The sequence below is a fragment of the Candidimonas nitroreducens genome, assembly GCF_002209565.1.
Lineage (GTDB): Bacteria > Pseudomonadota > Gammaproteobacteria > Burkholderiales > Burkholderiaceae_B > Candidimonas > Candidimonas nitroreducens.
Genome location: NZ_NJIH01000003.1, coordinates 359,119 through 380,558 on the forward strand (window position 1 = coordinate 359,119; position 21,440 = coordinate 380,558).

The following is a 21,440-nucleotide window of genomic DNA, read 5'->3' on the forward strand; positions in this document are numbered from 1 at the left end:
GCCCGCTGGCACAGCAGCTTCGGCGGCGCCGCCCGTCACCCCGGAGCCCGCAGGGGCCCCAACGTGTCCGCTACGGTCACAGGCATTGAATCCAGGCCCGCGGGCCAGCCAGGCAGGACACTGGCGCAACCAGAGTACCCACACTATGCAAGCTTACGTTCTCGAATTCGGCAACCTCCTGCTGCGCTGGCTGCACGTGGTCGCCGCCATCGCCTGGATCGGCGAATCCATCTACTTCGTCATGCTGGACAACAGCCTGCACCCGCCGCGCGGCGAGCAAAGCCGCCAGCGCGGCGTGTTCGGCGAAATGTGGGCCGTGCACGGCGGCGGCTTCTACCACAACCAGAAATACCTTACCAACCCGGCCGAACTGCCCGACGACCTGCACTGGTCGTTCTGGAAGTCGTACGCCACCTGGCTGTCGGGCTTCGCGCTGTTCTCGCTGCTGTACCTCACCAACCCGCAGCTCTACCTGGTCAACCCCGCCAGCCCCTGGCACTGGGCCGCCAACCTAAGCGGCCCGCAGGCGGGCGTCCTGGCAGTCGCCTTCCTGGTCGTGGGCTACATCGTCTATTCCCAGCTGTGCCGCCGCATCAGCCCCACCATGGAGCGCGACGGCTGGCTCAGCGCCGCCGTAGGCGTGATGATGGTCGTGGCCGCCTACCTGGCTACCCACATCTTCGCCGGGCGGGCCGCGTTCCTGCTGACCGGCGCCGTGATGGCCACCTGCATGTCGGCCAATGTGTTCTTCTGGATCATCCCCGGCCAGCATCGCATGATCAATGCCCTGAAGGCCGGCAAAAAGCCCGATCCCCTGGACGGCAAGCGCGGCAAGCAGCGCTCGGTGCACAACACCTACTTCACCCTGCCGGTCGTGTTCCTGATGCTCAGCAACCACTACTCCTTCGCCTTCAGCAGCGAGTACTCGTGGATCATCATGAGCCTGTTCATCTTCGCCGGCGCCGTGATCCGCCAGTACTTCGTGCTGCGCCACGTCGGCAAGAACCAGCTCGGCTACCCCATCGCCGGCATCGCCATGCTGCTGGTCATCGCCTGGTTGGCCGCCCCCACCCCCGCTCCCGCCGTGGCGGCGGCGCCCGCCGCGGCCTTAGCCTCGGCCAGCGGCAATGCCGCCAGCGTGTCGGGTGCCGCGGCCAACGGCACCGCCACCGCAGCCTCTTCCGCCAGCGCCTCCGCCGGCAATACCAACAGCAATACCAACAGCAATACCAACAGCAATACCAACAGCAATACCAACAGCAATACCAATGGCGATACCGCCGGAAACACCGTCGCCTCGGCTGCCGCCACGGCAGGTGCTGCAGCCGGCACCGCGGCCCACACGGCCAGCACCGGCGTCGCTGCTCCGGCCGCCGACGAACTGCAGCAAGTGCGCAACATCATCGGCCTGCGCTGCATCGAATGCCACTCCGCCAAACCCACCCAGGCCGGCTTCGCCTCCGCGCCCGCCGGCATCATGTTCGACACACCCGCCCAGATCCGCGCCCACGGCGCCCAGATCAAGCAAGTCGTGGCCAGCCGCTACATGCCGCTGGGCAACCTGACCAAGATGACTGACGACGAACGTGCCGCCATCGCCGCCTGGGCCGGCAAATAAAGCGGCAGGATCCGGGCGCATTTCACACCCCGGTCATGGTCTTGTCGCAGGCTGTGGCCAGGGTATTGGCCCCGGCCCCGGTGACGCCGTGCACCGCAGGCGCTCGAGCGCGCCGTTGCGGCCGATGAGCCAAGTACAATGGCCCATAGCATCTGCAGTCCTGATGCCGTGTCCCGCAACGGAAAAGGAGCGCACATGAAATCGCAACCCCAACTGGTGGGCGCGCCCGCCGCCCTCCTGCTGCTCGACGGTTGGTCGGCCGTGCCATCGCGCGACGCCATCCAGAAGACCTACGTCTTCAAGAACTTCAGCGAAGCCTTCGGCTTCATGACCCGCGTCGCCCTGCAGGCCGAAAAAATGGATCACCACCCCGAGTGGTCCAACGTCTACAACAGCGTCAGCGTCGTACTCAGCACCCACGACGCCAAAGGCGTCACCCAGCTCGACGTATCCCTGGCCGCCCACATGGATCAGCTCGTCTGATACGGCCTCGCGATCGGAAAGATAACGACGTTGCTTCGCCTTGCCTACTATTTGTATTGTTTTCCGGCTTCGCGCCTTGTTCTGTCAACGCGGTTGCCGTTTTGATCGCGAACCCGCATGCATGCTATTTTTGAATGAAGTGGAACCTTTGCGGCCCCTGCAGCCCGCCTGCTGGCTACGGCAGGGCTGCCACGATAATAGGACACAACCCTAAAGCAATTTTGACGCAAATGTTTAATGTGAAAGAAGCCTCTTTCATCCTCGGGGGTGGCCGCAACTGCCATCATCGTTAGGGATTTTTCGCAGCACCGGCTCGGTGCGACGCTTCGAAGACTGTAAACATCTGGATCGAAAATGTTCTAGAGCCGCGAACAAGCTCCAAAATCCCCCAACCCCGACTCTCTCAATAACTCTCCGGTCCAGCGTTGCGGTGGGCTGGGGGCTGGTCGGCGGTTTGTGCGCCCGCCGCTGCCGCAGGGACTTGCGTGGGTGCACGAGCGCTGTGTCTGAGCCGTGTTCGGAGCCCGGGGGGCTCCGGGCGCGGCGAGTTCGGCGCGAGCCACGCAAGTTCTTGCGACAGCGGGTAGCCCCGGCTACGCCGGGGCCGGGCGGACCTAGCCGGCCAGCCCCCAGCCCGCCGCAACGCGGCTTAGCACCATCAATCCCCCGATCTGACCAGCACCAGCACCAGCACCAGCACCAGCCCCAGCCCCAGCCCCAGCCCCAGCCCCATAAACCCCCTGGCGCTAATCAGCCCCGTCAACCCCCCGGCCTCATCACCGCCACCAGCGCCGAAACCGACACCACCGACAGCACCGTCGAAATCAATATCGCCCGCGACGTCACCGCCGCCTCGCGGTCATACAGCTTCGCCAGCATGAACGGCCCCGTGCCGATCGGCAGCGCGCTTAGCAGCACCGCCGACTGCGCCCACATCGGCGGCATATCGAACACCCAGTACGCCAGCACCGCCGTCACCGCCGGCTGCAGCAGCATCTTCAGGCCCACAATGCGCCACACCGCGCGCCCATGCCCGGCCGGCACCGACTGCGCCAGGAACAAACCTATCGTCACCAGCGCGCAAGGACTCGCCGAGTCCGCAAGCAGCCCCACGAACTGCTCCAGCGGCCCAGGCGGCCGCACATGCAGCAGCGGAAACACCAGCCCCGCCAGCGGCGCCACCACCAGCGGATTGCGCAGCACCGACAACAACACCTTGCGGATCGTGCGCGGCAGACTGCGCGTGCCCTGCAGATCAATCTCGATCAGCACGATCGAAAACGCGAACAACACACAGGCCGTCAACAAAGCAGAAATAATCGCCGCCGGCAGACTCTCGCGGCCGAACACCGCAAGGCACAGCGGAATCCCCATGAAACCCGAATTCGGATAAGACGCCGCCAGCCCCTCGATGCTCGCATCCGCCAGCCGCCCGCGGCGCTGCCGATCCAGCGCATACGAAGCCGCGAACACCACCGCAATGCCCAGCAGGAACGCCCAGGTGAAGCCGGGGTGATCCAGCTGATCCCAGGTGATGTGCGCCATCGCCTGGAACAGCAGCGCCGGCAGCGCCAGCCACACCACATACTTGTTCAGTGCGTCCACCGCGCCCGGCCCGAACAGCCGCTTGCGGGCGCATAAATAGCCCGCCGCAATCAGCGCGAACAGCGGCAGCACCGCGGTCAATACCAGATCCAAGCCACTTCCTTGCGAAAGTCCGAAAGTGTAGCGCCTTTACCCTTCATTCTCCTTGCATCGCTCCCCCCTGGGCGGCGCCGTATTGCACCGTATTCCTGTCGCATATTTGCGGTAAAGTGGTCGACACGGCCGGTGCGCAAGCCGCCCGGCGCAAGCGGTGCCGCCGCGTCCGGCGCCCGCATCCTGTAGGCCGACACAGCATGTACGACTCATTCAGCTACGACAGCCCGCCCCTGCTGCCCGAGCTCATCCCCTTCACCGGGTTCTCGGACGCCGCCGGCGCCGTGCAGCGCCTGGTGGAAATCTACCAGCGCAACACCGCCTTCATCCGCAGCGCCTTCGATGACTACGTGGCCGGCCGCCTGCCCGCCGGCCAGCGCGTCCGGGCCTACTACCCGGCCATACGCATCAAGGTGCGCACCTACCAGAGCGTCGACAGCCGTTTGTCATACGGCCACGTGATCGAGCCCGGCACCTACATGACCACGGTCACCCAGCCCGCCCTGTACGCCAACTACCTCAAAGAGCAGATCGGCCTGTTGCTGCGCAACCATAGCGTGCCCGTGGAAATCGGCGAGTCCAGCCTGCCCATCCCGCTGCATTTTTCCTTCACCGACGGCAAGTACGTCGAGGCCACCTACAGCGATGCCCATGGCGACGCGCTGCGCGACCATTTCGACGTGCCTGACCTGGCCGTCACCGACGACGCCATCGTCAACGGCACCTGGCAGCCCAGGCCCGGCGAGCCCATGCCCCTGGCACCTTTCACCGCGCCGCGCGTCGACTATTCCCTGCACCGGCTGCAGCACTACACCGCCACCGCGCCGCGGCACTTCCAGAATTTCGTGCTGTTCACCAATTACCAGTTCTATGTCGACGCCTTCTGCCAGTGGGCGCGCGAGACCCTGGCGCAGGGCGAGGGCGGCTACCTCGCCCTGGTCGAACCGGGTAATGTCATGACCCCGCGCGGCGCCGACGCCGAGCGCAGCGGCCAGGATCCGGCGCGCGCTCCGCAAATGCCTTCCTACCATCTGGTGCGCGAGAACCACTCCGGCATCACCCTCATCAATATCGGCGTCGGGCCTTCCAACGCCAAGACCATCACCGACCACGTCGCCGTGCTGCGGCCCTCGGCCTGGCTGATGCTGGGCCATTGCGCCGGCCTGCGCACCACCCAGCGACTGGGCGACTACGTGCTGGCCCACGGCTACGTGCGCGAAGACCACGTGCTCGACGCCGACCTGCCCACCTGGGTGCCCGTGCCGCCCCTGGCCGAGATCCAGGTGGCGCTGGAGCAGGCCGTGGCCGAAGTGGCCGGCCTGTCGGGCTGGGAACTGAAGCGCATCATGCGCACCGGCACCGTCGCCACCATCGACAACCGCAACTGGGAACTGCGCGACCATCGCGAGCCCATCATGCGCCTGTCGCAGTCGCGCGCCATCGCGCTGGACATGGAATCTGCCACCGTTGCCGCCAACGGCTTCCGCTTTCGCGTGCCCTACGGCACGCTGCTGTGCGTATCCGACAAGCCGCTGCACGGCGAACTCAAGCTGCCCGGCATGGCCAGCGACTTCTACCGTACCCAGGTCGGCCAGCACCTGCACATCGGCATCCGCGCGCTCGAGCTGCTGCGCGACATGCCGCGCGAGCGCCTGCATTCGCGCAAGCTGCGCAGTTTCATCGAGACCGCCTTCAAATGACGCGGCCATGCGCAGGCGCCCGGCTCTGTCGCAGAGGCCGCGAGGCGGCGGGGCAGGCGCGGCGATGAAACAGGACGGCATAGCGGCGCAAGGGCGGGCCGCGGCCCGGAAGGCCAAGACCATCTACCTGGCCGGCTACGACGTGTTCCGTGCCGATGCGCTCGAACACGGCGAGCGCCTGCAGCAGGCTTGCCTGCGCCACGGCTACACAGGCCTGTATCCGCTGGACAACGCCGCGCCGCCCGATTTGGCCGGGCGCGCCCTGGCGCAGTGGATCTGCGCGGCCAATATCGGCTTGCTGCGGCGGGCCGACAGGGTCATGGCCAATCTCAACCCGTTTCGCGGTGCCGAGCCCGACTCGGGCACGGTGTTCGAGGTGGGCTACGCCGCGGCCCTGGGCAAGCCCGTATGGGTCTACACTGGCAGCGGCGCCAGCCTGGTCGAACAAGTGGCTGCCGGCCGCGACGGCGCGCGCGCCGTCGATGCCCAGGGCTATACCGTCGAAGACTTCGGCCTGAATCTGAACTTGATGATCGCCTGCAGCGCGCAGGTGGTGGTGGGCGACGCCGAGGACTGCCTGCGCGCCATGGCGCGGGCCGAGCCGGGCCGTCTCATGCCCTGAGCGGATCGCTGCGCCGTGTTTGCCGCCCGTCTGCGCCGCGCGCAGGGTTTCAGCGCGCCGCCAGGTGCACTCCGCCGTCCACCGGCAGGCATACCCCGGTGATGTAGGCGGCGTCGTCCGAGGCCAGGAACACCGCCGCGCGGGCGATGTCCCAGGCCGTGCCCATGTGGCCCATGGGGCACAGGGCGTTGCGCTGTGCGACCATTTCTTCCTTGCTGCCGTACTGGCCCGAGATGTCCTTGTAGATGAGCGGCGTGTCGATGTAGCCCGGCATGATGGCGTTGACTCGTATGCCGCTGCCGGCATATTGCAGCGCCAGGCCCACGGTAAGCTGGTTCAGGCCTCCCTTGCCGGCGTAGTAGGCGGGATACGGGTAGCCGGTGTAGCGGATCGCAGCCAGGCTGGAAATATTGATGATGCAGCCGCGCTTGCGTTCCAGCATGCAGGGCAGCACATGCTTGCTGGTAAGGAATGCGCTCTTCAGGTTGACCGCCAGCGCCAGATCCCAGTCGGCCTCGCTCAGCTCGGTGACCGAACCCATCTTCGCCATGCCTACGTTGTTGTGCAGGATGTCGATGCGGCCGTCGCCGGCCAGGGCCGCGGCCACCGTCTCGGCAACCTGCGCCGAGTCGGTCGCGTCGGCGGCCAGGGCCTGGCAGCGTCCGCCCTCGGACTGGATGATGTCGCGGGTTTCTTCGGCCGCCGCGCGGTTCATGTCCACCGCCAGCACGCGCGCGCCTTCGCGCGCATAGGCCACCGCCGCCGCCTTGCCGTTGCCCCAGCCGGCTCCGACGGAGCCGGCGCCGAACACCAGGGCCACCCGGCCCTGCAGACGTTTTTCGCTCATGATGGTTTCGATCCGGGATATGAAAGTGGAAGAGAGAAGGGCCGGGTGGCTCCGGGCGGGATTCTTGCGGTGAATCTCGGGCCCGGGGCGCTGGGCGCGTTCAAACCGGGCCCGTTCAAGGCTGGCGCGTCGCGCTACTTCAGGAAGCCCGTCGACAGCCAGGGCACCGCGGCGACGATGATCAGGCCTATGCCGATGGAGCACAGATAGCCGATGATGGGCTTGATGCCCTTGGCGGGCTCGACCCGGCCGATGGCGCAGGCCGCGTAATAGCCCACGCCGAACGGCGGCGCGAACAGCCCTATGCCCATGGCCAGCACCGCCACCATGGCGTAGTGCACTTCGTTGACGCCCAGTTCCTGCGCAATGGGGAACAGCAGCGGCCCGAGCAGCACGATGGCGGGTATGCCTTCGAGCACGCTGCCCAGTATGACGAAGGCCACGATGGACACGCACAGGAAGGTGGCGCCGCCGCCGGGCAGCGAGCCCATGAAGTCGGCCAGGTCGCTGGAAAAGCCCGATTGCGTCAGGGCCCAGGCCATGCCGGTGGCCGCGCCGATGATCAGCAGTATGGCCCCCGACAGCGAGGCGGTTTCCAGCAGCATCGGGTAGATGCGGCGCAGGTCGAAGCGGCGGTAGACCAGGATGCCGATCAGGCACGAGTAGACGATGCCTATGGTCGAGACCTCGGTGGCGGTGGCCACGCCTTCCACCACCGCGGTGCGGATCACGAAGGGCAGCGCCAGCGCCGGCAGGGCCACCAAGAAGCCCTTGAAGATTTCGGGCTTGCTGGCGCGCGGCACGTCGTCGAGGTTCTCGCGGCGGTTGCGCCACCAGACCACCAGGCACAGCATCACCCCCAGCACCGCGCCGGGCAGCAGGCCGCCGGTGAACAGCGCCGTGATTGACACGCTGGTGACCGAGCCTATGGTGATCAGCACCAGGCTGGGCGGAATGGTTTCGGTCTGCGCCCCCGCGGCCGACAGCAGCGCGATGAGCTCGCCCTCGTCGGCGCCGCGCTTCTTCATTTCGGGGAACAGCACCGGCGCGATGGCCGCCATGTCGGCCGCCTTGGCGCCCGAAATGCCCGACACCAGGTACATGGCGCCGATCAGCACGTACGACAGGCCGCCGCGCACGTGGCCCAGCAGGCTGGCCAGGAAGGCCACCATGCGCTGCGCCATGCTGGTCATTTCGATGAGCAGCCCCAGGAACACGAACAGCGGCACGGCCAGCAGGATCAGGTGCGACATGCCCTCGTTCATGCGATTGACCAGGATGGACACGGGCACCGTGGTGCTTAACAGCAGATAGGCATAGGTGGCCAGGCCGAACGAGAATGCGATGGGCACGCCGGCGAATACGCCCAGCGCCACCAGCCCGACGAAGAAGATCAGCAGGTTGTAGTTGCCCAGGTCTTCGAAGGTTGGGGTAAGCGAATACAGCAGCGCCCCGATTATGACGATGAGCAGCAGCGAGGCCGCCACCGGGCGCCAGTTGCCCGCCTTGTACAGGCGCAGCAGCGCGAAGACCGCCATGAATGCCAGGCCGACCGGCAGGGCGGCGGTGCGCCAGGCCAGGCTGATGCCCATGGCGGGGGTGGTGATGACGGATTCTTCGTGGGTGGCGTGCAGGCTGGGGCCCAGCACCAGCAGCACGAAGGCCAGCGCCGCCGTGACGGCGAAAACTTCCAGGAAGGCGCGCGTGCGCGGCGTGGCCTTGCTGACCAGCGCGGTCATGCGCATGTGTTCGCCGCGGCGGAAGGCCACGGCCGCGCCGAGCATGGCCAGCCACAGGAACAACAAAGAGGCCAGCTCGTCGGACCAGATGAGCGGGGTGTTCAGCACATAGCGGGCGAAGATGCCCGAGAACAGTATGACGACTTCCGCCAGCACCAGCAGGGCGACGGGGATTTCGATCAGGTGTCCCAGGAATCTGTCGAGCCTGGCGACCCAGGGCGCGGCCCCGGCGTCGCCAAGCCCGCCGCCCGCAATGACTTGCGGATCGGAGGCTTGCGACAGCATGGCGAGGCCTGGCTCAGGCCAGCGAGCCGACCGATTTTTCCAGAATGGCCCAGGCCGAGTCGCCGAACTTCTTCTTCCATTCGGAATAGAAGCCCGCCTGGCGCAGCTCGTCGCGGATCGGGCCGCTTTGCGGCGTATTGAAGACCATGCCTTCGCTGGACAGCTTCTTTTGCAGTTCGGCATCGAGCGCGGCGACGTCGGCGCGTTCTTTCACGCCGGCCTCGTTGACGTGCTTGGCGACGATGGCCTGGATGTCTTTGGGCAGGCGGTTCCAGGCCTTGCCGTTGCCCAGGAACCAGAAGCCGTCCCACATGTGGTTGGTCAGCGAGCAGTACTTCTGTACTTCGTACAGCTTGGCCGTCTGGATGATGGCCAGCGGGTTTTCCTGCGCGTCGACCACTTTGGTCTGCAGCGCCGAATACACCTCGTTGAAGTTGATGCTGGTGGGCGCGGACTTCAGGGCCTTGAACATCGAGGTCCAGAGCGGGCTGACCGGAACGCGGATCTTCAGGTCTTTGAAGTCGGCCGGGCCATTGATGGGATGGTTGCTGGTGGTGACCTGGCGGAAGCCGTTGTCCCAGATGTTCTTCATGACCACCAGGCCGCTTTTCTCGATTTCGCCGCGGATGTAGCCGCCCAGGTCGCCGTCCATGGCCTTCCAGACGGTGTCGTAGTTGGGGAAGGCGAAGCCGATGCCGCTGATGGCCGCCGCGGGCACCAGCGTGGACAGGATCAGGCCCGACAGCGTGAAGAATTCCACCGCCCCCGAACGCAGCTGGTTCAGGGTTTCGGTATCGGAGCCCAGCTGGCTGCTGGGGAATATTTGCAGTTTGAAGCGACCCTTGGTTTCTTCTTCGATTTTCTTTGCCATTTCCTTGGCGCGCACGTTCATGGGGTGCGTGAGGGGCAGATTGTTCGCGTACTTGTAGCGGAAGGTGGTGGCGGCAAGTACGTTCTGCAGGGGAGCGGCGGCGATCGCGGCCCCGGCGCCGGCGGAAGTGATGAGGAAGGAACGGCGGCTCAGCTTCATTGAAGTGTCTCCTTGGCCATGGCTTGGCTTATTGATTGAATCGGGTTGCAGGTAACCAGGTTTTACACGAAAGCCCTTGGTGTGTATATCGGCAACGCCACTTATTCTATGCGCCAATTCTATCTTATGGAACCAGGGAAAACCAAAATTTTCTAAATTCGTTGACAAGCCCTAGGCGTTACGTAGAATCGTGCTTTGGAGACTAAATAGATCAAGCTTTTGGGTTCATAGTATGGAACAAAATGAGAGTCCTGCCGTACGCCAGCAGGCCTCCGGCACTCAGGCCATACATCGCGCGGTCACCGTGCTGCGCTGCATTGCCCGCAGCCGCAACGAAGGCATAGGGCTGTCGGCGCTCAGCAAGCAGGCCGGGCTCATCAAGTCGACTACGCACCGGCTCACCACGGCCCTCATCGCCGAAGGCCTGGTCGAGCAGGAACCCGTCAGCCGCCGCTACTACGTGGGTTCGGCCTGCCATGCGCTGGGCCTGATCGCCGCCGACCGCTACGGCCTGCACAAGACCGCCGCGCGGCACGTGGCCAGGCTGGCGCATGAAACCGGCGACGCGGCCTTTTTTTCCATCCGCCAGGACGTGCACGCCATATGCCTGTTGCGCATCGAGGGCGACTATCCCCTGAAGTCGCATGCGCTGCTGGCCGGCGACCGCCACCCGCTGGGCGTGGGGGCGGGCAGCCTGGCCATGCTCGCCGCGCTCGACGACGCCCAGGCGGAACACTGCATACAGGAAAACCTCGACTACATCGTCGCCAACTACCCGCGCTACAACCGCGAGGTGCTGCGCGAGCTGGTCGCGCGCAGCCGCGCCAGGGGCTATTCGGTGAACCCCGGCCTGGTGCTGCCGGGCTCGCTGGGCATAGGCAGGGCGGTGCGCGGCGAGAACGGCGATGTCGTCGGCGCGTTGAGCATCGCTACGGTCGAGGGCCGGCTCGGGCCCGAGCGCGAGGCCGAACTGGCCCAGGCGCTCGAGCGCGAAGTCGGCAAGCTGGAAAAAAGCCTGCGCACGCAGGCGCTGTCGGGCTGAACGTGGCCCCGCTGGCGGCGTGCGGCAGGGGTGTGGCCGGCGTGCGGCGCGATAGCCGCGCGGCGCCCGCGTTGGCCGCGCAGCAAGGTGGCCGTGCAACAGGGCGGCCACCCAACAAGGCGGCCACTCAACAGGGTGGCACGACGGGCGGGCTTTGGGATATCAATTGTTTTTCTAGGACATTCATCATGGCACACAAGGCAGTCATCGCGGGGTGGTCGCACATCCCCTTCGGCAAACTCATCGAACCCGACACCGAGACGCTCATGGCGCGCGTGTCGCTGGCCGCGCTGCAGCACGCGGGTCTGGCCGGCAAGGACGTCGACGGCATCTACGTCGGGGTCATGAACAACGGCTTCCAGAAGCAGGACTTCCAGGGCGCGCTGGTGGCCCTGGCCGACCCCGACCTGGCCTATGTGCCGGCCACGCGCCTGGAGAATGCCTGCGCCACCGGCTCGGCGGCCTTGTACACGGCCATGGACTTCATCGAGTCCGGGCGCGGCCGCGTGGCTCTGGTGGTAGGGGCCGAGAAAATGACCAGCCGCCCCACGCCCGAAATCGGCGACATCCTGCTCAATGCCAGCTACCGCAAGGAAGAGGCCGACATCGAAGGCGGCTTCGCCGGCGTGTTCGGCAAGATCGCGGCGGAATACTTCTCGCGCCACGGCGACCGCAGCCGCGAGCTGGCCATGATCGCCGCCAAGAACCACCACAACGGCGTCAGCAACCCCTACGCGCAGATCCGCAAAGACCTGGGCTTCGACTTCTGCAACGACGTCTCCGACAAGAACCCCTACGTGGCGCAGCCCCTGCGGCGCACCGACTGCTCGCTGATCTCGGACGGCGCCGCGGCCATCGTGCTGGTGTCCGAAGACCTGGCCGCCGATGTGCCGCGCGCCATCCGCTTCAAGGCCCGCCAGCACGTCAACGACATCCTGCCCCTGAGCCGGCGCGACCCCATCGCCTTCGAGGGCGCCGCGCGCGCCTGGCGCCAGGCGCTGGCCGAGGCCGGCGCCACGCTCGACGACCTCGACCTGGTCGAGACCCACGACTGCTTCACCATCGCCGAACTCATCGAGTACGAGGCCATGGGGCTGGCGCCGCGCGGCGAGGCCTATAAAGTGGTGCAGGAAGGCATTACGCGCAAGGACGGCCGCCTGCCGGTCAACCCTTCGGGCGGCCTCAAGTCCAAGGGCCATCCCATAGGCGCCACCGGCGTGTCCATGCACGTCATGGCCTGCATGCAGCTTACCGACAGCGCCGGCGGCATGCAGATCCCGGGCGCGGCGACGGTCGGCGTATTCAATATGGGCGGGGCGGCCGTGGCCAATTACGTCAGCATCCTGGAGCGCGCCAAATGACGCAGGCCGGCGTGCAGGATCCCAAGGGCGGGCTGGCCCCCGTCTCGCGGCGCGTCATGAACCTGGCCACTTTTCTTGCGCAGGCGGCGGCGCGGCTGCCGCAGCGTCCGGCGCTGATCTGCGACGATGTGCCCCACACCTGGGCGCAGCTGGAAGCGCGCGTACAGGCGCTGGCGTGCGCCTTCGAGGCGCGCGGCCTGGGCAAGGGCGACCGCATCCTGGTGCATTCTTCCAACTGCCGAGAAATGCTGGAAGCCATGCTGGCCACCTTCCGCATCGGCGCGGTCTGGGTGCCGACCAATTTCCGCATCACCCCGGACGAGGTCGCCTACCTGGCGGCGAGCGCCGGCGTGTCAGGCTTCATCTGCCACGCCGACTTTCCCGAGCACGCCCGCCTGGCGGCATCCATTCCCGATCTGAAGCTGTTTGCACGCATCGGCCAGGCGCCCTTTGCGCAGGCCTCGATCGACGAGCTGGCGCGGGAAGGCGGCCCGCAGCCTGCGCACCAGGCCGCGCGCGTCGATTACGACGACCCCTGCTGGTTCTTCTTTACTTCCGGCACCACCGGCAAGCCCAAGGCGGCCGTGCTTACGCATGGCCAGATGGCCTTCGTCATCACCAACCATATCTGCGACCTGATGCCCGGCCTGTCGGCCGACGACGCCAGCCTGGTGGTGGCGCCGCTGTCGCACGGCGCCGGCGTCCATTTCCTGACCCAGGTGGCGCGCGGCGCGGCCACGGTGTTCTCCACCAGCCCGCGCTTCTCGGTAGAGTGGGCCTGGGCCTCCATCGAGAAATACCGGGTCAGCAACTTCTTCACGGTGCCTACCATTCTGAACATGATGGTGGGCGACGCCAGCGTCGACCGCCACGACCATTCCTCGCTGTCGCGCATCATTTATGCCGGCGCGCCTATGTATCGCGCAGACCAGAAGCGCGCGCTCGACAAGCTCGGGCCGGTGCTGGTGCAGTACTACGGCCTGGGCGAAGTCACGGGCAACATTACCGTGCTGCCGCCGTCCGAGCATGCGGCCGACGATGCCGGCATGGCCAAGGCCGGCTCCTGCGGCTATGCGCGCACGGGCATGCAGGTTTCCATCCAGGACGCCTCGGGTCGCGAACTGGCGCCGCACGAAACCGGCGAGATCTGCGTCTGCGGCCCGGCGGTGTTCGCCGGCTATTACGACAACCCCGAGGCCAACCGCAAGTCGTTTCGCGACGGCTGGTTTCGCACCGGCGACCTGGGCCACATGGACGAGCAGGGCTATGTGTACATCACCGGACGCGAGTCCGACATGTACATCTCGGGCGGCTCCAACGTCTACCCGCGCGAAATCGAAGAAAAGGTGCTGGGCTACGGCGGCATCAAGGAAGTCTGCGTGCTGGGCGTGCCGCACCCCAAGTGGGGCGAGGTCGGCGTCATGGTGTGCGTGCTGCAGGACGCGGCGCAATGGGACGAGCCGGCCTTCCGCGCCTGGCTCGACGGCAATGTGGCGCGCTACAAGCACCCGCGCAAGATCGTCGTCTGGCCTGAACTGCCCAAGTCGGGCTACGGCAAGATCACCAAGAAGATGGTGTACCAGGAACTGGAGAAACGCGGCCTGCTGCCGGTGGAATGAGGCAGCGACACCAGGGCCTGCTCATGCAAAAGGGCGCGACGATAAGGAGAGGAAGGCCATGGACAAGCAATCGAATGTCGTGCTGGTAACCGGCGGCGCCTCGGGCATCGGGTAGGCCTTGGCGCAAGGCCTGCTGCGCGGCGGGCCGCTGCGTTCTCCGCTGTTGGTATTGGCCGCGCCGGCATCGCTGCCTGGCGTGGCCCGCCTCATCGCCGGGGTGCGAGGCCCACGGCGTTGGCGATGTCGATGGCGGCCCGCTCCGATGCAACGGGCAGATCCAGCGTCCCATTGCCTACTGGCCCGTCTAGCCGCATCAGGCCGATGATCGAGCTTCCCACCGCCACCACCAGGATCTTTCCCTTGTAGCGGCTGCTGATGTTTGCCAGCTTTTTGGCGCCCTCCGGCGAGAAGCCGAAACGCACGAAGGGCTGCCCTTTGTCCCAGCGGCGCGCTTCTACCCGGCCCAGGTCTGCCTGCGTCATGGCTGGTCGGGGCAGAACCCAGATCATGCCCTTGGCGGTCTTCAGCGGCGACAGGCCCTGGGCTTGCTGGCCCTGCGCGAGCATGAAGCCCACCGCAGCCTTCTGTGCCTGCTGCGGCGGTGGCCGGGGCGCGACGAAGGCGGGTGGGGCGGCCATCGTCGGCGCCGCGGGCGGCGCTTGGGCGGCGTCCGGCTTGGGCGCCAGGTGCTGGCAGGCCGTTAGCGGCAGGCAGCATAGCAGGGCCCCGTAGACAAGGGCGGAACGCGATCTCATGAAACCGTCCATGGCTGATTCTTGGAGTTGCCGGCCTAGCGCCAGCGGTAGCCGACCCCGACCCCGGCGCCGATGTCGCCGCGCGAGGAGCCCATGGCCGCCCCCTTGATCACCCATTTGCCGTTCTGCGTGGCGGTCGATACGCCTAGTGCGTAACCGCTCTCGCCGCGCCAGGTGCCGCTGGCCAGGCTGATCATGTGTTCGCCCGCAAAGGAGGCCTGCGGCAGGCTGGCTGCGGCGATCGCCACCGCCGTGCCCGCGCTGGCACGGCTTTCCACACTGTCGATACGGTTGTCCAGGCGCCTGACCTGCTGGTTCGTCTGGTCGGCCAAGTTGCCGATGGCCTGGTTTGTCTGGTCTGCCAGGCTGCCGATGGCCTGGTTGGTGGCATAGAGCTGCGAGCCGTTCACCGCATCGGTGCTGGTGGCGCTCAATTGCCCCGCCGCGACGTTCTGTACCTGGCGCTCGGCGCCGGGCGCCCCGACGCTGACCACGCCCAGCGGGGCGCCGCCCGCGAACACATAAGCCTTGCCGCCTATGGTGGCGCCGCTGACCGCCACTGCGGCGCGGTCGGCCGAGCCATTGCCCAGCACCACGCTGTTGGCCTGGGTAGTGACGACGTTATTGCCCAGGACGAAGGTGTTGTCCTGAGCGATGGTGTTGTCGTTGCCGAAAGCGTAAGAGCCTGCGCCCGTGACGATGTTCGGATCGCCGAAGGCGCCCGAGTTGTTCCCCGCCACTTGGTTCCCCGAGCCCACCGCAGTGCTGTGGAAGCCCGCTACATTATTGCCCGTGCCTACCGCGGTGCTCGAGGCGCCCGCCGCGGTGTTGCCCGAGCCCAGGGCCGTGGCGTATGTGTCCTGCGCCAGGTTCCGGTACCCCAGGGCGGTGCCGTAGTCCTGCTCGGCGGCATTGTTTGCGCCCAGGGCCGTACTGCCGCCGCCGGTGGCTGTATTGTTGTACCCGGTCGCCGTACTGGCGGTGCCGTTGGCCGTATTGTCGGTGCCCAGGGCGGTACTGTCGGAACCCGCGGCCTTGTTCGTATGGCCCAGAGCGGTACTGCTTATGCCGGTAGCCTGGTTGCTCAGGCCCAGCGTCGTGCTGTAGTCGCCGTCGGCGGTATTGCCTGAGCCCACGGCCGTACTGGACTCGCCATTGGCATTGTTGAAGTATCCCAAAGCCGTGCTGTCGGTCTCATTGGCCTGATTCAGGTATCCGACAGCAGTGCTGGCGTTGCCGTCGGCGTGATTCATTGCACCCAAAGCCGTGCTGCTGTTGCCGCCGGCGGTATTCGCCATACCAACTGCCGTGCCATACAGAAAGGCGTTATTGTCCCTGCCCACCGCCGTGCCGGAAAGGGCCGCCGTGTTCGAGTCTCCGAGGGCAGTGCTGTTGTTCCCGGTCGCCTGGTTGCCCTGTCCCAGCGCTGTGCTGTGTTCGCCCCCCGCTGTGTTGGTATCCCCCAGGGCGATGCTGCTTTCCCCTGTCGCGGCATTGTCCTGCCCCAGCGCCGTGCTGCGGTCGCCGTCTGCCGTGTTGGTATCCCCCAAGGCGATGCTGCCGTCCCCCGTCGCGGTGTTCTCGTGCCCCAGCGCCGCACTGTAATCGCCATTGGCAGTATTACCGCTGCCCATGGCCGTGCTGTGTGCGCCGATGGTCTTGTTCGCCCGGCCCATGGCGTTGCTGTAAGCGCCCTCGCTGATATTGCCCATGCCCATCGCACTGCTGTAGTCGCCCTGGGAAAGGTTGCCCATGCCTACCGCGCTGGAGTCCAGCCCCAGGGCCGTATTGCCCGAGCCGAAGGCGCTGCTATTCTCGCCGGACGCGGTATTTCTATGGCCGGCCGCACTGCTGCCCTGCCCGGATGCGGTATTGCTGTACCCCAAGGCGCTGCTTTCAGCGCTCGAAGCCGTATTGCCATACCCCAAGGTACTGCTTGCGGAGCCCGAGGCCTTGTTGCCGCTGCCTACCGCGGTGCTGTTGTCCTGGCTTGTGCTGTTTGACAGGCCCAGGGCGGTGCTGCCGTCGCCATAAACAGTGTTGAGGTAGCCAAAAGCGCTGGAGCCGTCCGTGGGCCTGTCGTGTGACGCGGTCCAGCCGACCTTGTTGTAGGAACCGACCGCTGTGCTGTGCAGTCCCTCCACGTTGCTCTCCGAGCCCACCACGGTGGAATAGGTCTTCTGGCCAATGAGAGATGAGCTGCCATTCACGTCGACCCAGGATCCGATCGCTACGTCGTAATTTCCAAACGCGGAAAGATTCACCCCGACGGCCACCGACATCTCCCCCTCGGCATTCGAGTTGAAGCCCGCCTCGTAAGTGCTGGCGCCGGCAGCCAGTGGAAAAGCCAGTGCCAGCGCCGCCAGCAGCGGCGTGCCGCGCAGCGGGCCGCCCAGCTCCCGAGCCGGGCTTGCGGCGGACTTTCTTGCGCCGCGTGACTCCGTGGTTTTCCCTTCGGCTTGCGGCCGGCCGGCCCTCAAGTCAAGTTCGTAAGGCTTTGCGCACATGATGTTGTGTTCCTCCGTTTCGTGCCTGGCTGTATTGATGTTTTAAAAAACCTTGTCGGACATTTTGTCTAGATTGCGGAACATGCTCATCCTTCGAATGGATGAAGCGATGTATCTCCAGCAGCCGGAAGAGACGCAGGGGTTTGAACAGTGGCGGGTGCGCGGCATCGAAAGTGCCGCCTTCGGGAGGCCGTCGAACTGATGGGCACACGCTTTGGCGGCGAGACGGCTCTGGCTCGGGCGGTCGAAGGTGTTCGGCGCCGCCGTGGCCGCCCCGTGCTTATTTACGGATCGCCGGGCTGATCGTTCGCAGGCGCCGGTGCGCGATGGCGTAAGCGCTTCGAACTACGCGCCGGGAGCGCGGGCCGGCCGGCCGAGCAGGCGCCGCGGCACATCGGCCGGCTCTATGAGATTGAGCGCCAAGCCATGGATCAGGCAGACGAGATCCGGCAGGCGGGGGTCGAAGGCAAATGCGCCGGGAGAAGGGAAACTGCTGGTCGATGCTTTACATGCGTGGCCGCTCGCGCGCCGAGAGCGGACGGTGTCGAGCTTGGGCATGTGATGCCGGGGCTCTCATGGCAGATCAAGCCCTATTGGGATCCAAGGCCGGCGCAGCCAAGTGTCGGGAATTTGTGAAATGTCCGTGCCGGCCGGACGCGCCGCCGGCCGCCGGCACGGTGCGGCGGTCAGTCCTGCGCGTCCTTATCCTTGTTCTTCGCGGCGCGCTTCTTTTTGTCCTTTTTCCCCTTCTTTTCCTTTTTTTCCTTCTTCTGCTCCTGCTTTTTGTCCTCCTTGTCTTCCCTATCTTCCTTTTCTTTCCCTGCCTTTTTTTCCTTCTTCTCTTTCTTGTCCGGCAGCGCCAGCATGGTGCCGCGGCACTCGGGCGTGCCGCACAGGCAGCGGTATTGTTCCTTGAGTTTCTTGGTCAGGCGCTCGTCCAGCACCAGCCCGTAGTCGTAGAACAGCTCTTCGCCGGGCTCGATGTCGCGCAGGGCGACGATGAACACGCGTTCGCCCGCGGCGTTTTCCCTGGCCTCGCAGTTCGGGCTGCAGGAATGGTTGATCCAGCGCGCATCATTGCCGCGCTTGCCGCCGTCGATGACCTTGCCCGAGCTGAGCGCGAAGAAGAAGGTGTGGAACGGGTCGTCCGGGTTGACCGGATGCAGCGCGTCGGCCTGTTCGTTGCTGATGCGCCTGCCGCCGTATTCGACGATGCGGGTGCCGGCCGGTATGTGCCTGGCGGCGAATACCCCATTGCCGTGCAGGGTGGATTTCCTGACGGCATGCCAGGGGGCGGAGGATCGGGTCATGGGTGGTGTCGCTCGAGTGTGGCCGGGATGTCGGATGGGCGGCGGGCCGCTTGCGGCCCGAGTGGTGGATAATAGGGAAAACCGTGCAACGAGCCGCCTGCCTTGCCGGCCGCCCCGCAGTCGGGGCGCACCGGGCCTGGGCCGCGGCTTCGGGCCGCCCGCGGGCGATGTGTGCAGAGCACCCCCGGGCAGTGCGTAATCTTATGAAATTTCAGCCTCCGCGTGAATCCCCCGTGACTACTTCTTCTTCCGACACCCCGGCGCGCAACGGCGCCGAAACCCTGCTGCAAACCCTTATCGCCATGGGCGTGGACACCGTCTTCGGCTACCCCGGCGGGGCGGTGCTGCCCCTGTACGACGCCTTGTATTCCGAGCCGCGCATCCGCCACGTGCTGATGCGCCACGAGCAGGGCGCGATGCACGCGGCCGAAGGCTATGCGCGTTCCAGCGGCCGGCCGGGCGTGGTGCTGGTCACCTCGGGCCCGGGCATGGCCAACACCACCTCGGGCTTGCTGGACGCCATGTGCGACTCGATCCCGGTGCTGTGCATCAGCGGCCAGGTGGCCACCGGCGCCATCGGCACCGACGCCTTCCAGGAATGCGATGCCGTCGGCATTTCCCGCCCGGTCACCAAATGGAATGCGCAGATCCGCCGCTGCGAAGACGTGGCCGCCATGACGGCCAAGGCCTACCGCCTTACCACCCAGGGGCGGCCCGGGCCGGTGCTGCTCGACTTTCCCAAAGACATACAGATGGCCATGGTGCCGGCCGATGCGGCGGCCAGCACCGCCGAGGCCGAACCCAGCGGTGTGGAGACCGCCAGCCCCACGGCCGAGGCGGCCGTCAAGCGCGCCGCGGCCCTGATCGCCGCGGCCAAGCGGCTGGTGTTCTACGGCGGCGGCGGGCTGGTGAACTCGGGCGTCGACGCCTGCCATGCTTTCACCAGCCTGGTGCAAGACCTGGGCGCGCCCTGCACACTGACGCTGATGGGCCTGGGGGCCTTCCCGGCCGACGACCGGCACTTCCTCGGCATGCTGGGCATGCACGGCACGCTGGAGGCCAACCTGGCCATGCATCACGCCGATCTGATCATCTGCGTCGGCGCGCGCTTCGACGACCGCATCACCGGCCGCCTGTCGGACTTCTGCCCGCACGCCAGCAAGATCCACCTGGACATCGACCCGGCCTCGATCAACAAGGTGGTGCGCGCCGACGTGGCCATGGTGGGCGACTGCTACCCGCTGCTGCGCGCGCTGCGCAAGGAACTCACGGCCACGCCGCTGGATCCGGCCCGGCTCGACCCCTGGTGGCAGCGCATCGGCGTCTGGCGCGCGCGCGACTGCCTGCGGGTTCAGCCTTCCACCCAGCACATCCTGCCGCAGCACCTGATGCAGCGGCTCGACCACGCCCTGACGGGCACCGACGCCATCATTTCCACCGACGTCGGCCAGCACCAGATGTGGGCCGCGCAGTACATCAAGTTCAACCGCCCCAATCGCTGGCTGACCTCGGGCGGCGCCGGCACCATGGGCTACGGCGTGCCGGCGGCGCTGGGCGCGCAAATAGCCCACCCCGACAAGCCGGTGGTGTGCGTCAGCGGCGACGCCTCGGTGCTCATGAACATCCAGGAACTGGCCAGCGCTTCGCAGCACCGCACTCCCATCAAGGTGGTGTTGTGCAACAACGGCCACATGGGCATGGTGCGCCAGTGGCAAGAGCTGATCCACGAGGGCCGCTACAGCCACAGCTACAACGCCTCGCTTCCCGATTTCGTCGCGCTGGCCAAGGCCTTCGGCTGGAACGCCGCGCGCGTCGAAGACCCCGCCGGGCTCGATGACGCACTGCGCGCCTGCCTCGACAGCGACGGCCCGTACTTCCTGGACGTGGTCGTGCTGTCCCAGGAAAACTGCTTCCCCATGATGCCCGCCGGCTACGGCCACCAGCAGGTCATGCTGTCCGAAGACACCTGGTACGTCGAGGACTGAGGCGGCTACTCAGGATGCCTCGAGTACAGCAATTTGCTTAGCGGCTATTTGGCATTTTTTGGCTATTGTCTGTAATCGGTCTTCTTGCATTCGTGAGCTAATTGCGGCCACGCTCACTGCGAGGTACGGGTAGCCAATGGCAGAAGGAATGGCAAAGCCAATGCCGACGACTCCAGAGGTAATAAGCCCCTTGCTTATCGAGTATCCGTCCGCGCGAGCAATGTTTGCCCTCTCGTGGATCACGGCGCTGCTAATGCCCGAACGTTCCAGCGCAAGTAGATTGCGCGAGACTACGTCGTCCATCTCGGCATATGGCAATGCGGCGAGTAAAGCCAGCCCGGCTGCTCCGATGCCTAAAGGCCGCCGAGCGCCTAACTCGAAGGTGCGGGCTCGAATGGGATAGCTTCCTTCCTCAATAGCGACACACACGACCTCGTCACCGCTGCGCATTGTCAAGTAGGCCGTATCCTCTGTTGCCTTAGCCAGGCGCTTGAGCACAGGTCTCAAGCGGTCAATCCGCTTTACGGGGCTCGGCGCCGCAAGGCCGAGCTCATATAGCAAGGATCCCAGGAAGTAGTGCTTTGTGGTGGGCTCCTGCGCGAGTACGCGCTCAACACAAAGGCGTTTGACGATTCTGTGGATCGTGGGATGAGCCATGCCCGACTCCTTCGTCAGGTCTAGAAGTCGAGCCCCTGCATGGCCATGCATCGCCACAAGCCTCAACAATTCAATTGCACGTTCCACCGTCTGCGCGGAAGGCATTGGTTTTGGCTTTTCAGATAATTTGTTCATTATTCGGACTTTATATATAAAAGTTTGTACGAATAGAGATGGAGAAA

General features: G+C 65.8%; 17 protein-coding genes. 8 read left to right on the forward strand and 9 right to left on the reverse strand.

The features are described from left to right. The first annotated feature begins 145 nt into the window (after nucleotides 1-145). Together CEY11_RS05340 and CEY11_RS05345 are read left to right on the forward strand one after the other, a co-directional pair. Nucleotides 146-1,618 (forward strand): urate hydroxylase PuuD, encoded by a 1,473-nt coding sequence (locus CEY11_RS05340; RefSeq protein WP_088602318.1) that lies wholly within the window; start codon nucleotides 146-148, stop codon nucleotides 1,616-1,618. A gap of 195 nt (nucleotides 1,619-1,813) precedes the next feature. Further along, nucleotides 1,814-2,101, forward strand: a complete 288-nt coding sequence (locus CEY11_RS05345) for a 4a-hydroxytetrahydrobiopterin dehydratase (protein ID WP_088602319.1) — start codon at nucleotides 1,814-1,816, stop codon at nucleotides 2,099-2,101. Nucleotides 2,102-2,860: 759 nt separating this feature from the next. Here CEY11_RS05345 and CEY11_RS05350 read toward each other — a convergent pair. Further along, complete coding sequence (locus CEY11_RS05350; protein ID WP_088602320.1) at nucleotides 2,861-3,799, reverse strand: AEC family transporter; 939 nt, start codon at nucleotides 3,797-3,799, stop codon at nucleotides 2,861-2,863. Between the two features lie 200 nt (nucleotides 3,800-3,999). On the opposite strand from CEY11_RS05350, the gene CEY11_RS05355 reads away from it, so the two are divergent. Both CEY11_RS05355 and CEY11_RS05360 read left to right on the forward strand, forming a co-directional pair. After that, on the forward strand, nucleotides 4,000-5,499 hold the full coding sequence (locus CEY11_RS05355) for an AMP nucleosidase (RefSeq protein ID WP_088602321.1): 1,500 nt from the start codon (nucleotides 4,000-4,002) through the stop codon (nucleotides 5,497-5,499). 64 nt (nucleotides 5,500-5,563) lie between these two features. Then, nucleotides 5,564-6,121 (forward strand): nucleoside 2-deoxyribosyltransferase, encoded by a 558-nt coding sequence (locus CEY11_RS05360; RefSeq protein ID WP_088602322.1) that lies wholly within the window; start codon nucleotides 5,564-5,566, stop codon nucleotides 6,119-6,121. 49 nt (nucleotides 6,122-6,170) lie between these two features. Here CEY11_RS05360 and CEY11_RS05365 read toward each other — a convergent pair whose 3' ends face one another. The 3 genes from CEY11_RS05365 to CEY11_RS05375 form a co-directional block, all read right to left on the reverse strand. Next, nucleotides 6,171-6,968, reverse strand: coding sequence for an SDR family NAD(P)-dependent oxidoreductase (locus CEY11_RS05365; RefSeq protein WP_088602323.1), 798 nt, complete (start codon nucleotides 6,966-6,968; stop codon nucleotides 6,171-6,173). Between the two features lie 134 nt (nucleotides 6,969-7,102). After that, complete coding sequence (locus CEY11_RS05370) at nucleotides 7,103-8,992, reverse strand: TRAP transporter large permease (protein WP_088602324.1); 1,890 nt, start codon at nucleotides 8,990-8,992, stop codon at nucleotides 7,103-7,105. Between the two features lie 13 nt (nucleotides 8,993-9,005). After that, a complete protein-coding gene (locus CEY11_RS05375; protein ID WP_088602325.1) occupies nucleotides 9,006-10,022 on the reverse strand; it encodes a TRAP transporter substrate-binding protein in 1,017 nt (338 codons plus the stop codon). 232 nt (nucleotides 10,023-10,254) lie between these two features. Between CEY11_RS05375 and CEY11_RS05380 the strand changes: the two genes are divergently transcribed. The 3 genes from CEY11_RS05380 to CEY11_RS05390 all read left to right on the forward strand — a co-directional run bounded on the left by CEY11_RS05380 (nucleotide 10,255) and on the right by CEY11_RS05390 (nucleotide 14,044). Beyond that, a complete protein-coding gene (locus CEY11_RS05380) occupies nucleotides 10,255-11,064 on the forward strand; it encodes an IclR family transcriptional regulator (RefSeq protein ID WP_088602326.1) in 810 nt (269 codons plus the stop codon). 188 nt (nucleotides 11,065-11,252) lie between these two features. Further along, nucleotides 11,253-12,425: an acetyl-CoA acetyltransferase gene (locus CEY11_RS05385; RefSeq protein WP_088602327.1), complete on the forward strand. Its 1,173-nt coding sequence runs from the start codon at nucleotides 11,253-11,255 to the stop codon at nucleotides 12,423-12,425. Then, on the forward strand, nucleotides 12,422-14,044 hold the full coding sequence (locus tag CEY11_RS05390; protein ID WP_088602328.1) for an acyl-CoA synthetase: 1,623 nt from the start codon (nucleotides 12,422-12,424) through the stop codon (nucleotides 14,042-14,044). The genes CEY11_RS05385 and CEY11_RS05390 overlap by 4 nt, the downstream gene beginning before the upstream one ends. A gap of 206 nt (nucleotides 14,045-14,250) precedes the next feature. Here CEY11_RS05390 and CEY11_RS05400 read toward each other — a convergent pair whose 3' ends face one another. The 4 genes from CEY11_RS05400 to CEY11_RS05415 form a co-directional block, all read right to left on the reverse strand. Beyond that, complete coding sequence (locus CEY11_RS05400) at nucleotides 14,251-14,799, reverse strand: hypothetical protein (protein ID WP_143322684.1); 549 nt, start codon at nucleotides 14,797-14,799, stop codon at nucleotides 14,251-14,253. Nucleotides 14,800-14,834: 35 nt separating this feature from the next. After that, nucleotides 14,835-17,306 carry a YadA family autotransporter adhesin gene (locus CEY11_RS05405; protein ID WP_088602331.1) on the reverse strand — a complete coding sequence of 824 codons (2,472 nt, stop codon included), beginning with the start codon at nucleotides 17,304-17,306 and terminating at the stop codon, nucleotides 14,835-14,837. Nucleotides 17,307-17,651: 345 nt separating this feature from the next. After that, a complete protein-coding gene (locus CEY11_RS05410; protein ID WP_088602332.1) occupies nucleotides 17,652-17,864 on the reverse strand; it encodes a hypothetical protein in 213 nt (70 codons plus the stop codon). Nucleotides 17,865-17,992: 128 nt separating this feature from the next. Next, nucleotides 17,993-18,616 carry an SET domain-containing protein gene (locus tag CEY11_RS05415; RefSeq protein WP_088602333.1) on the reverse strand — a complete coding sequence of 208 codons (624 nt, stop codon included), beginning with the start codon at nucleotides 18,614-18,616 and terminating at the stop codon, nucleotides 17,993-17,995. Between the two features lie 233 nt (nucleotides 18,617-18,849). On the opposite strand from CEY11_RS05415, the gene ilvB reads away from it, so the two are divergent. Then, the gene (ilvB, locus tag CEY11_RS05420) at nucleotides 18,850-20,601 is read left to right on the forward strand and encodes a biosynthetic-type acetolactate synthase large subunit (RefSeq protein ID WP_408608101.1); all 1,752 of its coding nucleotides are present in this window, start codon (nucleotides 18,850-18,852) and stop codon (nucleotides 20,599-20,601) included. A gap of 9 nt (nucleotides 20,602-20,610) precedes the next feature. Here ilvB and CEY11_RS05425 read toward each other — a convergent pair whose 3' ends face one another. Then, nucleotides 20,611-21,393 (reverse strand): IclR family transcriptional regulator, encoded by a 783-nt coding sequence (locus CEY11_RS05425; RefSeq protein WP_088602335.1) that lies wholly within the window; start codon nucleotides 21,391-21,393, stop codon nucleotides 20,611-20,613. Nucleotides 21,394-21,440 lie beyond the last annotated feature (47 nt).

What these genes read in the sequence shown, in the direction of transcription:
- CEY11_RS05375 (WP_088602325.1), bottom strand. Translation starts at nt 10,022, where the DNA reads ATGAAGCTGAGCCGCCGTTCCTTCCTCATCACTTCCGCCGGCGCCGGG.
- CEY11_RS05370 (WP_088602324.1), bottom strand. Translation starts at nt 8,992, where the DNA reads ATGCTGTCGCAAGCCTCCGATCCGCAAGTCATTGCGGGCGGCGGGCTT.
- CEY11_RS05400 (WP_143322684.1), bottom strand. Translation starts at nt 14,799, where the DNA reads ATGAGATCGCGTTCCGCCCTTGTCTACGGGGCCCTGCTATGCTGCCTG.
- CEY11_RS05425 (WP_088602335.1), bottom strand. Translation starts at nt 21,393, where the DNA reads ATGAACAAATTATCTGAAAAGCCAAAACCAATGCCTTCCGCGCAGACG.
- CEY11_RS05405 (WP_088602331.1), bottom strand. Translation starts at nt 17,306, where the DNA reads ATGTGCGCAAAGCCTTACGAACTTGACTTGAGGGCCGGCCGGCCGCAA.
- CEY11_RS05340 (WP_088602318.1), top strand. Translation starts at nt 146, where the DNA reads ATGCAAGCTTACGTTCTCGAATTCGGCAACCTCCTGCTGCGCTGGCTG.
- CEY11_RS05385 (WP_088602327.1), top strand. Translation starts at nt 11,253, where the DNA reads ATGGCACACAAGGCAGTCATCGCGGGGTGGTCGCACATCCCCTTCGGC.
- CEY11_RS05380 (WP_088602326.1), top strand. Translation starts at nt 10,255, where the DNA reads ATGGAACAAAATGAGAGTCCTGCCGTACGCCAGCAGGCCTCCGGCACT.
- CEY11_RS05345 (WP_088602319.1), top strand. Translation starts at nt 1,814, where the DNA reads ATGAAATCGCAACCCCAACTGGTGGGCGCGCCCGCCGCCCTCCTGCTG.
- CEY11_RS05360 (WP_088602322.1), top strand. Translation starts at nt 5,564, where the DNA reads ATGAAACAGGACGGCATAGCGGCGCAAGGGCGGGCCGCGGCCCGGAAG.
- CEY11_RS05355 (WP_088602321.1), top strand. Translation starts at nt 4,000, where the DNA reads ATGTACGACTCATTCAGCTACGACAGCCCGCCCCTGCTGCCCGAGCTC.
- CEY11_RS05410 (WP_088602332.1), bottom strand. Translation starts at nt 17,864, where the DNA reads ATGCCCAAGCTCGACACCGTCCGCTCTCGGCGCGCGAGCGGCCACGCA.
- CEY11_RS05415 (WP_088602333.1), bottom strand. Translation starts at nt 18,616, where the DNA reads ATGACCCGATCCTCCGCCCCCTGGCATGCCGTCAGGAAATCCACCCTG.
- CEY11_RS05365 (WP_088602323.1), bottom strand. Translation starts at nt 6,968, where the DNA reads ATGAGCGAAAAACGTCTGCAGGGCCGGGTGGCCCTGGTGTTCGGCGCC.
- CEY11_RS05390 (WP_088602328.1), top strand. Translation starts at nt 12,422, where the DNA reads ATGACGCAGGCCGGCGTGCAGGATCCCAAGGGCGGGCTGGCCCCCGTC.